The sequence below is a fragment of the Actinoplanes sp. NPDC026623 genome, from assembly GCF_040638275.1.
Classification (GTDB): Bacteria; Actinomycetota; Actinomycetes; order Mycobacteriales; family Micromonosporaceae; genus Actinoplanes.
Genome location: NZ_JBEZXZ010000079.1, coordinates 1 through 13,152, shown reverse-complemented (window position 1 = coordinate 13,152; position 13,152 = coordinate 1). Strand labels below are relative to the sequence as shown.

3 protein-coding genes are annotated in these 13,152 nt (G+C 69.8%); all 3 read left to right on the top strand.

Going from position 1 to position 13,152, the window contains the following annotated elements:
* Nucleotides 1-246: 246 nt before the first annotated feature.
* The 3 genes from AB0F10_RS23015 to AB0F10_RS23005 all read left to right on the top strand — a co-directional run bounded on the left by AB0F10_RS23015 (nt 247) and on the right by AB0F10_RS23005 (nt 13,113).
* A complete protein-coding gene (locus tag AB0F10_RS23015) occupies nt 247-10,194 on the top strand; it encodes a polymorphic toxin-type HINT domain-containing protein (protein ID WP_360628456.1) in 9,948 nt (3,315 codons plus the stop codon).
* Nucleotides 10,195-10,196: 2 nt separating this feature from the next.
* On the top strand, nt 10,197-10,649 hold the full coding sequence (locus AB0F10_RS23010) for an SUKH-3 domain-containing protein (RefSeq protein WP_360628453.1): 453 nt from the start codon (nt 10,197-10,199) through the stop codon (nt 10,647-10,649).
* A 169-nt stretch (nt 10,650-10,818) separates the two neighbouring features.
* Nucleotides 10,819-13,113: a hypothetical protein gene (locus AB0F10_RS23005; RefSeq protein WP_360628450.1), complete on the top strand. Its 2,295-nt coding sequence runs from the start codon at nt 10,819-10,821 to the stop codon at nt 13,111-13,113.
* Nucleotides 13,114-13,152 lie beyond the last annotated feature (39 nt).

Below are 13,152 nucleotides of genomic sequence, written 5' to 3'. Positions count from 1 at the left end.
CACCAAGCACGTTAGACCGTCCGACGGGAAAACTCGATAGATCGACATTATTGAGCATCGCCGGTTACCAGAAATTGACCACAGTCATTCCTTGACGGAGCGGGCGGCGCCTGCCAGGGTGTCTGCGACGAGAGTCGACATTGTCTACGCGGGGGCGGACACATGGATGTCGGTCAATGGCGCATGTCCAACCTGCTCAAGCGGGCCGGGTCTGCGCGATCATGGATTCTGCTAATCTGGCACGCGTTGCGTGCGCCTTTCGTGCGGCACCGCGCACACGGCGCCCGCCCGCCGTGGTATCGGCCGCGCCGCTCGACCTGGTGGCGGCATTCCGCCCGCAGCGCCGTCGCGGCCGTCGCCGCGATGATCCTCGCCATCAGCCTGGGCGGGTCGGGCAGCACCGCGATCCCGGCGTCCGCCGATCGGCGCGACGCCGGCCGCCCGCATCACGCGATGGCCAAGCCGGGACAGCGCTGGGGATCCGCCGCCGGCGAGACCCACCTGACGGGCCGGTCGGACAACCGCACCATCCCGGGCACCGAGCGCGGCCGATTCCCGCTGCACCGGCTGAACGCGACGCCGCGGCCGGTGCCCAACAAGGCGACCGTCGCCAAGGCGCCGGAGCGCAAGGCCGCCGGCTTCGACCGGTCGACCAGCCGGCCGGTGCCGCCGCGCAACGCGACCGAGCGGGTCTACGACAACGCCGACGGCACGCAGACCACAGAGTTCTCGGCGGATCCGCTGAACTTCCGCCGCCCGGACGGCAGCTGGGCGCCGATCGACACGACGCTGACGCCGGACGGCGCCGGCTGGCGCAACAGCGCCGACTCGGTCGACCTGCGGCTGGCCGGCCGGGCCGACTCGGCCGAGTTGGTGCGGCTGTCGCTCGACGCCGACCACGTCTTCGGCTACTCCCTCGCCGGCGCAACCGCCACGGCGGGCGAGCACAGCGGCGACACGGTCACCTACCCCGAGGTCCTGCCCGGCGTCGACCTGCGGCTGCAGGCGCGGCCCGGCGGCGACAAGGAGACCCTCGTGCTGCGCTCGGCGCAGGCACGGAACGTCTTCGACTTCCCGCTGCGGCTGACCGGGCTGTCCGCGCGGCTCTCCGGCCGCCAGGTTGACCTGGTCGACGCCACCGGCGCGGTGCGCGCGGTGCTGCCGGCCGGCAGTATGCAGGACTCGGCGGCCGAGCCCGCCCGCTCCGACGCGGTCGGCTACGCGCTCGTCGACGGCGGCTCGGTCCTGCGGGTCACCGTCGACAAGGACTGGCTTTCGGCCCCGGAACGGGTGTTCCCGGTGCTGGCCGACCCGAGCGTGGGCCCGCCTGTCGATCCCGGCGCCGCCGACGACAGCATGTACGTGCGCGGCGGCTCCAGCACCCGCGGCACGGACGAACTGGTGGTCGGCCGCTATCAGGACGCCAACGCCGCCGCGTATCTGAGGTTCGACTCGGTGGCGTCCCGCCTCGCCAACCACACGATCCTCGGCACCGGGCTCAGCGTGATCAACTTTGACGCGGCGTCCTGCCGGTCCAAGCCGGTCAGCGTGCACCCGGTGACCGCGTCCTGGTCGGCGACGGGCGACTACTCCTACCCCGGCCCCGCCGTCGGCGGCGCCCTGGCGACGCAGTCCTTCGCGCACGGCTACATACCCACCGGATCGAGTTCGTCGGCCTGCCCGGCAGCCGCGGAGTTCCTCGACCTGGGCGTCGCGGGCCGCAATCTGGTGCAGCGCTGGGCGAGCGGCCAGCCGAACTACGGGCTGTCGCTGCGCGCCTCGACCTCCGATTCCGGCGCGTGGAAGAAGTTCGCCGGCACCGGAACGGCGAACAAGCCGACGCTCTACGTGACGCACAGCCCCTACAACGCCAAGTACGAGATCCCGAACCCGGTGCCGAACCCGACCGTGACCCAGGTCCAGGACGGCAAGGTGAAGATCACCGTCACCAACCTGGGCGCCGACGCGTGGACCCCGAGCACCTACTACCTGGCCTACCGCGCCTACAACGCGACCACCGGCAAGTCGGTCCTGCAACAGCGGGCCGCGAACCTGGCCGGCAACGTCGCCCGCGGCGGCAAGGTCACGCTCGACGCGACCATCAAGGCGCTGCCGCCCGGCGTGTACTTCCTCGACTTCACGATGGTGCGCACCGGCGGCGCGGTCTTCACCGACTTCCAGGTGCCGCCCGGCCGGATCGTGCTGCACGTCATCGACATCCCACCGGTGGTGGCGGAGCTCTACCCGCCGAACGGCTACCAGGCGCCGACGCTGACCCCGCTGCTGTGGGCACGCGCGGTGGACACGGACGCGCCGCCCGGGTCGTCGCTGCAGTTCAAGTTCGAGGTGTGCGACGTCAACGACGCCGGCGCGCCGGTCTCCTGCACCAACTCGGGCTACCAGGGCAAACAGGCGTGGAGCGTGCCCGCCGGGCGGATGCTGTGGGGCAAGAGCTACCAGTGGCGCGCCACGGTCAAGGACGCCAACAACGAGACGCCGTCGGTGTACTCGACGATCGTCGCGGCGGTGCCGCAGCCGGACGTGATCTCCAAGATCGCCGGCGCGCCGTACGCGGACAAGGGCCGGGAGTTCGACGCCCAGGTCGGCAACATGAGCACGGCGGCGCTGGACGCGGTCGTCGCCACGGCCGGCCCCGACCTGAGCGTGGCCCGCACCTACAACAGCCTCGACCCGAGGCTGGACGGCGCCTTCGGCGCGGGCTGGTCCTCGCGGTACGACATGAAGGTGGTGCCTGACGACGACGGCTCGGGCAACGTGGTGGTGAACTATCCGGACGGGCAGGCGGTCCGCTTCGGCAAGAACCCCGACGGCACCTATGCGCCGCCCGCGGGCCGCACCGCCTCGCTGACCGTCGACAGCACCTCCTGGAAGCTGCTCGACAAGAACGGCACGACCTTCACCTTCTCGCTGACCGGCAAGCTGACCAAGCTGACCGACAACTCGTCGCACTCGCTGAACCTGACCTACGACACCAGCAACGGCAGGCTGGCCAAGATCCAGGTCGCCAACAGCCTGACCAACACCGCCGGCCGTGCGCTGCGCTTCGGCTGGACGGGCAACCACGTCACCTCGGTGACCACCGACGCGGTCGGCGGCACCGCGCTGATCTGGAGCTATACCTACACCGGCGACCTGCTCACCAGTGTGTGCTCGCCGGAGTCGAAGTGCACCCGCTACGAATACACCGCGGGCTCGCACTACCGCACCGGGGTGCAGGACGCCAGGCCCGAGTCCTACTGGCGCTTCGACGACACGTCGGCGTCGACCGGCGCGGTCAGCGGCGTTGGCGCGGCCAGCGACGTGGCGATCAATCTCGGCAAGGACGCCGGCACCTACCGCAACGTGACCCTCGGCGCGCCGGGCGCACTCGCCGGCACCACCAACGGCGCGGCCTCGTTCAACGGCTCCAACTCCTATGTGGAGCTGCCCAGCGGCACGCTCAAGAAGAGCCGGGACGCCGCGGTCGAGGTGTGGTTCAAGATCGGCCTGACCCAGACCGGCGGCCCGCTCGTTGGCTATCAGGACAAGGCCGTCGGCACCGCGGCGGGCACCGGCGTTCCGATCCTGTACACCGGCACCGACGGCAGGCTGCGCGGGCAGTTCGCGGTCGGCGCGATCGACCCGATCACCTCGGCCGGGGTCGTCAACAACAACGTCTGGCACCACGCGGTGCTGTCGCTGATGGGCACCACACAGACCCTCTACCTCGACGGCGAGAAGGCCGGCGAGCGGACCGGGGTGACCGTCGACGCCACCCTGCTGACGGCCAACCAGATCGGCGCCGCGTCGGCGACGACGCCCGCGTCCTGGTCGGGCTGGGGCAGCACGGCGCAGCGCTACTTCGCCGGCGTCATCGACGAGGTCGCCATCTACTCGCATCCGCTCGGAAAGGCCACCGCCGCGGCACATTGGCGGATGGCCAGCCCGGCGGCGCAGCAACTGAGCAGGGTGGTGCTGCCCAGCGGCCGGGTCGCGTCGGAGACCGTCTACGACACCGACACCGATCGGGTCAAGGAATACACCGACGGAAACGGCGGCACCTGGAAGGTGGGCCGCCCGGCGGTGTACGGCGGCGACACCGACCTGCGCCGCAGCATCCAGGTCAACGACCCGGCGGACCGGCCCTACCTGTACGAGTACGACGCGCTGGCCGGCCGGATGCTCCGCTCCGGCACCCCGCTCGGCCTGGAGGTCCGCCCGGAGGACCTGCCGCGGCCCAGCACGCCACCGACGACCCCGCCGCCGACCCAGACCTGCTCCCAGCCCGATCCGCAGGACCCGGCGTTCTGTACCACCATCCCGGACGACTCCGGCGGACCGGTCTTCGTCCGGCACGCGCTGGACGGCATGGCGATCCGCACCTTCAGCTACAACGCGGAGGGCTACCAGAACAAGGTCACCAACGAAAACGGTGACAGCGTCGAGATGACCTACGACAAGCGCGGCAACGTCACGTCCCGTAAGACCTGCCGTACCCAGACGGTCTGCTACACGTCGTACTCGACCTACCCGACAACCATCACCGACCCGTACGACCCGCGTAACGACCTGGCCACCGAGACCCGCGACGGCCGGTCCTCCTCCGCGACCGACGGCAACTACCTGACCACCTACTCCTACCACTACACCGGCCAGCTGGCGAAGCAGTCCAACCCGGACGGCAGCGTGGTCTCGCACACCTACACCAACGGCGCCGAGGCGGCGGTCGGCGGCGGCAACCCGCCGTCCGGGCTGCTGTACACGACCACCGACGCCCGGGGCAAGATCACTCGTTTCGCGTACTTCCAGAACGGTGACCTGGCGAAGGTGACCGACCCGATGGGCCTGATCACCGAGTTCGCCTACGACACGCTGGGCCGCAAGACGTCGGAGAAGCAGACCTCGGACGCCTTCCCCGCCGGCCTCACCACCAGCTACACCTACGACGCGCAGGGCCGCACGACGACCGTCACCGCCCCGGCGACCACCGACGCGGTCAGTAACGTGCGCCACCAGGCGAAGACGGTCAACACCTACGACGACGACGGCGATGTGCTCACCACCACCGTCTCCGACCTGCTCGGCGGCGACGCGGCCCGCACCCTCACCACCGAGTACGACGAGTACCGGCGGCCGGTGCGACAGATCGACGCGGAGGGCAACGAGACCGTCACCGGCTACGACCGGTTCGGCAACAAGACCTCCATGCAGGAGGCCAACGGCAACCGCTACGACTACGCGTACACGGCGCAGAACAAGATCGCCGAGATCCGGCTGCGGGACTGGCACAGCGACCCGGCGGGCGCGCCGGCCACCGGCACCGGCGACTACCTCGTGCTGCACTCCTACTCCTACGACTACGCGGGCCGGATGGCCAGCGACACCGACTCGATGGGCCGCCGCCTGGAATACCAGTACTACGCGGACGACCTGCTGCAGCGGGTGGTGCTGAAGAACTTCCACGATCCGAACGGCTCCACCCGGGACTACGTCACCGAGGAGACCGAGTACGACGGGGCCGGAAACCCGATCAAGAAGACCACCGGCAACGGCCGCCAAGTCGTGCAGAACCAGGTCGACAAGGCGGGCAAGGTCGTCACCGTCACGGCCAACCCGGGCACCACCCAGCGGGTCACCACGTTCGTCTACGACGGCAACGGCAACGTCACCAAGACCACCCGCTCCGGCAACCCGTCCAACGTCCCGTGGTCGGTGGCGGCGGTCTCGGAGCGCGTCGACTACGGGTACGACGACGGCGGCAACATGATCCGCCAGACGGTCTACGACGGCACCAACACGCAGGTCACCACCAATACGTACGACAAGCGGGGCCTGCAGACCTCGACGACCGACCCGCGGGGCAATGTCTCCGGCGCGGACCCGGCCGCGTACACGACCACCATCGTCAACGACGAACTCGGCCGCCCGACGGTGGTCACCGGCGCGCCGGTGGCGACCGAGAGCAACGGTCAGGCGCCGACCACCGCCCGACCGGCCGGCAAGACGGGCTTCAACACCTTCGGCGAGCAGGTGTCCACGGCCGACGAACTCGGCAACGTTTCCCGCGCCGAGTACGACAAGGCGGGCCGGGTGGTGCGCACCGTGGCGCCGACCTACACGCCGCCGGGCGCCGCCGAGGCGGTCACCCCGGTGACCCGCAACAGCTACGACGCCGCGGGCAACGTCACCGAGACGATCGACCCGGACGGCTCGGTCACCCGGTTCGGCTACGACCAGCTGAACCGCCTGACGGTCCGGGACGAGCCCGGCCGGACCAACGACGACCGGGCGGTCTCCCGGTTCACCTACACCCGCACCGGCGAGACCCTGTCGGTGGTCGGGCCGACCGGCGCGCGCACCGAGAGCACCTACGACGACCTGGACCGGGCGGTCACCTCGACTAAGGTCGAGCGCTACCCGGTCACGGACAACTTCACCACCCGGATCACCTACGACGACGCCGGCAACGTGGTGTCCACCCAGAGCCCGGGCGGTGCCACCAGCGTCAACACGTTCGACAATCAGGGCCAGGTCACCAAGACCACGTCCGCACACGGCGTGGTCACCCAGTTCGGCTACGACTACGCCGGCCGGCAGATCCGGGTCACCGACGGCAAGGGCCGCACCACCAGGGTCGGCTTCGACCTGTTCGGCAACCGGACGGCCGACTCCAACCTGAACGCGGCCGGCGACACCCTGCGCACGCAGACCTACGGGTACGACCCGGCCGGCAACATGGTCCGCTCGACCGATCCCTACCAGGTCAGCACGACCTACACCTACGACGCGGCGAACCAGCTGACCCGACAGGTGGAGCCGGTCACCGACACCAAGTCGATCACCACGTCGTGGGGTTACGACGCGGCCGGCAACCGGACCCGCTACACCGACGGGCGCGGCAACTCCACGGTGTACACCGTCAACGTTCTGGGCCTGCCGGAGTCGGTCGTCGAGCCGGCCACCACGGCACACCCGGCGCTCGGCGACCGTACCTGGTCCGTGGCGTACAACGCGGTCGGCGAGCCGGCACAGGCGACCGCGCCCGGCGGCGTCGGCCGCACCCGCGAGTACGACGCGGCTGGCCAGCTGATCAAGGAGACCGGGACGGGCGCGGAGTCCGCAACGGTCGACCGCACCCTCGGCTACGACCCGGCCGGGCGGCTCACCTCGGTCAGCGCACCCGGCGGCAACGACACCTACCGCTACAACGACCGTGGCGGCGTGCTCAGCGCCACCGGGCCGTCCGGCAACGCCAGCTTCGCCTACGACCCCGACGGCAGCATGACCAGCCGCACCGACCTGGCCGGCACCGCCACCTTCGCCTACGACAAGGGCCGGCTGGACACGGTCAAGGACGCGATCACCGGCGTCACCCAGAAGTTCGGCTACGACGCGGCCGGGATGATCTCCACGATCGGATACGGCGCCACGGCGGCGCGCACCTTCGGCTATGACGACTACGGCCGGATCTCCTCCGACACCATTCGGAACCCGGCCGGACAGACGATCTCCTCGGTCGCCTACGGCTTCGACCTCAACGGGCACGTCACCAGCAAGAACACCACGGGTACGGCGGGCGCCGGGCAGAACAGCTACGGCTACGACAAGGCCGGCCGGCTGACCTCGTGGACCAGCGGCACCGGCACCGTCGCGTACGAGTGGGACGACTCCGGCAACCGGGTACGGGCCGGGCCGAAGACGGCCACCTTCGACGAGCGCAACCGGCTGCTCTCCGACGGCGACTACACGTACGCGTACACCGCGCGCGGCACGCTGAAGTCGCGCACCAGTTCCGGGTTCGCCGAGCAGTTCAGCTTCGACGCCTTCGACCGGATGGTCGGTGCCGCCGGCCAGAACTACACCTACGACGGTGCTGACCGGGTCGCGACCCGCAACGGCGCGCGGTTCACCTACGGCGGCTCCGACGACCCCGTCTCGGACGGCACGGAGACCTTCGCGCGCGGCCCGGGCGGGGAGGTGCTCGCCGTCGGCCAGGGCCAGCAGGCCCGGCTGACCATCGCGGACGTGCACGGCGACGTGATCGCGGTGCTCGACCCGACGCAGACCGACCCGACCAAGCCGGCGTCCTCCACCGCCTACGACCCGTTCGGCAAGGTCATCGCGAACGACGGCGACACCGGCAACCTCGGCTTCCAGGGCGACTGGACCGACCCGGGCACCGGCAAGGTCGACATGGGCGCCCGCTGGTACGAGCCCGGCACCGGGGCCTTCGACTCGCGGGATAGCGCCAACTACTCCACCGGCGACTCGATCCTGGCCAACCGATACACCTACGGCGCCGGCGCACCGCTCGACTACTCCGACCCGGACGGGCACTGGCCCTCCTGGAAGTCCATCAAGAGCCACGTCTCCTCGGCGTGGAACGCCACGACGAGCGTCGTCTCGACGGCCTGGAACTACACCTACAGCGCCGCCCGCAGCGGGATCTCCAGCGCCTGGTCGGCCTTCAAGAACAGCCCGCTCGGGCACGCCGCGAGCTGGGTCTATCACAAGACCGGCCTGGACCGGGTGGTCAACAAGATCTCGGAGGGCGTCAACGCGATCCGGTCCGGAAACTTCAAGGACTGGGCCAAACAACAGGCCAGATCGGCCGCGAGACACCTGGAAGCGGCACGCCACGCTGTCACCGCAGCGGCGAAGAGCGCCGTCAAGAACGCGATCAAGTACACCCCGATCCCAGCCCTGGTGGCCGCCGCCAAACCACTGATCAAGGGCGTCGGAAAGGTCATCGAGAGTGCGGCCAAACTAGCGCCGGCGCTGGTGGCGATGACCGTCACCGCGGTGACCGATCCGGACAAGTTCGTCTCTACCCTCTACAACAAGGCGGTCGAGCAGGTCGGGCCGCTGGTGGAGAGCGTCTCCAACGCCGCCGCGGCGGTCGGCCAGTTCGTGCAGGAGCACTCGGACGCCATCATCGAGGGGCTGGCGATCGTCGGCGGCATCGCGGCCGGCCTGGCCTGCACCGCGGCCACCGCCGGCGCCGGCGCGGTGGCCTGCATGGTGGGCGCCGCGGCCCTGATCAACCTGGCCAAGGACGCCGGCCAGGGCAACATCCACAGCTTCGGCGACGCCTTCAAGTCCGCCGCGATCGGCGGGGCGCAGGGCCTGCTCGGCGCCGGCGCCGGAGCCATCGGCGGCAGGGTGGCCGGAGCCATGGTCGGCAGGCTGGGCAGCGCGGCCGGCTCGATCGGCGGCCGCATGCTCTCCGGCGGCGTGGCCGGCGGGGTCAGCGACGCCGCGTTCCAGTTCGCCACCACCGGCCACGTGGACCTCGGCGGTGTCGCGATGAGTGCCGGCATCGGCGCGGTTGCCGGCGGCTTCGCCCGCGGCGGTGCGGGCTGCCGTAACAGCTTCGCCGGAACCACCGGCGTGCTGATGGCCGACGGCACCCGCAAGGCGATCAGCCTGGTCCGCGTCGGCGACCGGGTCGTGGCCACCAACCCGACCACCGGCCGCACCAGGGTCAAGCGGGTCACCGACGTCATCGTCGGTACCGGCCAGAAGCACCTGGTCGAGATCAAGGTGGACACCCGCGGGGGCCGGGACAAGATCGTTGCCACCGACGAACACCCGTTCTGGGTCGCCAATCTGAAGGCGTGGGTCAACGCCAAGGATCTACGTTCGGGCTACCGCTTCGAGACCGCCGATCACCGCCCGGCGACGGTCCGAGGCATCCCCCGCCCCTGGACTGCGGAAGCGACCGTCTACAACCTCACGGTCGAGGGCCTGCACACCTACTATGTCTTTGCGGGCGTCAGCCCCATCCTTGTTCACAACTGTGGCGTCGTAGACGCGGTTCGCAAGGAAGCGGATGCTGTTGCGGACCTTCCGGGTTCTCAGCGCCCGAACGTGATTGAAGCTTTGCAGATTGGTGATGATGCTCCCATCGTGCGCGCCAGCGATGGAGGGGCAGGCGATCGGCCGATACATCCGACCATTCAGGGCCTCCTTGATGACATCCCGGAATTGGAGCGTGGGAATAATCACGGCGGATGTGGCTTGGTGGCGTGCCTGACGGACGCATTGAATGAGGGGCGTGACCCGACTGGGGCCAGTGCTGCGGCCGTTCTGGGGCGCGCCAGAACGAACGCGAATTTCCAAAAAACCATTGGGCCGTGCAAAAGCTGCGCCGTGCTCGTTGATCACTTCCACATTGACTTTAAGACGGGCTAGATATGTCACGATTTACTCCGGACGTGGAGGGCGTTCTTCGGCAGGCTGGCTGGCGCCCTGATCGTAGGGTTGACCTAGCACAGTGGAAGATGATGCTGTCGGATTTCACCTGGCATGGCGCTGCGGAGGAATTTCTCGGAGAGTTCGGCGGCATCCAAGTGGACATCAGTGGCCCTGGAATCACCTGCGCTCGGGAGCCGTTTCGGTTTGATCCGGAGCTGGCTGTCGGCGAGGAGGATAGATTTGCTGAGCTTTCTGAAAGGTTTGATCGAAACTTCTTCCCACTGGGAGAAGTGGGGCAAGGGGAATTTTTCCTGGCAATAGATGAAGCGGGTGTCATCTACCTTCTCGCAGCTTGGGCGCTAAAGCTGGGTATTGGTGACGTGGCGCTGGAGCATCTCATACGGGGGATTTCAGCGGAAAGGCTCGCCCTGCCGACTGAGGACTCACCGTGACCGGATCGACGAAGTTGAGGTGGCGAGCACCGTGCATGGCCACATGTTACTGATCGCCAGTCATATGGAATTCAAATCCATTACTTATGCGCCATCTTTGGTGCGGAGGAATCGAGACACGGGGGAAGATATGGAAGGTCATCGGGCCTGGTGGAGGGGCCGTCGGGCGTTGACGGCGCTGCTCCTGGCGGTTGGTGCCGCGGTGGCGCTGCCGGCGGCGCAGCCCGCGCTGGCGGACGCGGCCGGGCAGGGCGGGGACTACGTGCCGCTCGGCGGTGGAGTGCGGGTGGTGGACACGGCCAACGGCGTGGGCACCACGAAGGGCGTGCGCGGCCCGGCCAGTACCACCACCTTCCAGGTGCTGGGTGTCGGCGCCGTTCCGGCCACGGGGGTGCGCGCGGTCCAGGTGGACATCACCACCAAGGCGCCGACCGCCATCACGTTCCTCACCCTCTGGCCGGGAGACGTGGCGACGCGTCCGGGTGTCGGCACCATCAATGTCACCCCCAACGAGCAGATCTCCAACTCGGCGATCGTCGAGGTGGGCGCCAACGGCAAGATCTCCATGTACAACAACGCGGGCAACGTCAACGTCCTGGTCGACGTGCTGGGCTACTTCACCACCGTCACGGGCCCGAGCGGGTCGGGCGGCTTCGTGCCGGTGCCCTCGAACCCGACCGTGGTGAGCACCGGCAGCGGGATCGGCGTGCCGGTCGGCACCATCCCGGCGGGCGGAAGCCGCACGGCGTCGCTGCTCGGCGGCATCGTTCCGGCCGGGTCGCCGGCCGTCTTCGTCGACCTCCAGGTCGCCGGCGCCACCGCCGCCGGCTGGGTGGGCACCACGCCCACCGGAGGCAGCGGGCAGAGCAGCAGCCTGGAGTTCGGCACCGGGACGACCTCCTCGGGGGCGTCGATCCGGCTCGCCGCGGACGGGCGGGTGAACATCGTCAACAACAGCACGGCCGCCATCTCGATGCTGATCCGGCTGCAGGGGTACTTCACGGCCAGCAACACGCAGGGCGCCGGGCTGCGGCCGGTCCTGCGGCGTCTGATCGACACGCCGCTGCCGGCGAACGGCACCGTCGACGTAGCGGTCGGCGGCACGAACGGCCTGCCGATCAAGAACATCGCCGGCGCGGCGCTGAACTTCACCGCGGCCAGCCCCACCGAGGGCGGCTATTTCAAGGCGTGGCCGCTGAACAGCGCCGAGCCGAACAGTTCGGTGACGGTGTGGCCGGCCGACAAGCAGCGCGGCGGCATGGCCATCCTCAAGCCGGGCACCGACGGGAAGATCAGGGTCAAGAGCGTCTCCACCGGCACCGTGCGGTTGATCGTCGACCTGCAGGGGTGGTTCTCGGACCCGCTGCCGAGCCTGGCGCCGGTGGCGTTCTCGCCCACCACGGTCCTGCAGCCGACCCCGGCCGCCAGCCAGCTTGGCACGCTCGAATATGCGTACGTGGACAACATCGGGCGGGCGCGGCTCGGGCATCAGACCAGCGTGGACGACTTCGGCTCGGTCCAGTGGACCACGGCGGCCGGAAACAACGCGTTCACCGGGCGGCCGGGCATGAGCCAGCTCTCCGACGGCCGGGTTCAGGTGACCGCGCAGAACGAGGACAGCGACTTCTGGGCGATCGGGCAGACCAGCGCCGGCAGCGCCGCCTGGGGCGACTGGTCCGACCTCGGCGGCTCGATGGCCTCGACGCCGACGCAGGTGACCCTCGCCAACGGCACCACGGTGATCTTCGCCGTCGACGACGAGGGCAAGCTGTGGCACTACCGCCCGGTCACCTCCACCTCGTACTGGCGCAGCCTGGGTGACCAGGACCTGGTCGGCGCGGTCGTCGCGGCGCCGGTGCAGCAGGGGGTGCAGTTGTTCGCCCGCGACACCGCGGGCGCGCTGCGCACCGCGCTGTACGCCGTCGACGGCTCGCTGTCGGCCTGGACGTCGCTGGGCGGTGCCGGCATCGCCGATTCGCCGTCCGTGGTGGTCTACCCGGGCTACCGGATGCGGGTCGTCGTCCGGGCCGGCGACGGTACCGTGCAGACCAAGCTGCAGGAGACCGGCGGCGGCTGGCCGGCCGCGTGGGACACCGTCGGCGACTTCGCCGCGGTCGGCGCCCCCGCGGCGATCCTCGATCCGGTCCTGGGCCGGGTCGCGGTGGTGGCCCGGGGAACCGACAGCGAGGTGCACCGGGTGTTCGAGACCGGCCAGGGCACCGGAAGCTGGGGCGACTGGGCGCCGGTGAACGCCGACACGGCGGACCCGGCCGCGACCGATCCGACGGTCGTGCCGTTCACCAACGGTTCGGGCCAGTCGTGGATGATCGTTTACCGCAACGCCAACGACGCGACCCGTGTCTACTCGCGGCAGGTGCCCGCCGCCGCGCTGCGGGCGAAGGCCTCGACGGCGGAACCCCGCTTCGAGCGGCACGCGGTGCCGGCGCCGCCCGACGCGGGCTGAGGTTTCCGGGTCAAGGACGAGCAGCCGGCGAACGCCGGC

Excerpts from the sequence above, each read along its gene's own strand:
- AB0F10_RS23010 (WP_360628453.1), top strand. The coding sequence starts at position 10,197 with ATGTCACGATTTACTCCGGACGTGGAGGGCGTTCTTCGGCAGGCTGGC.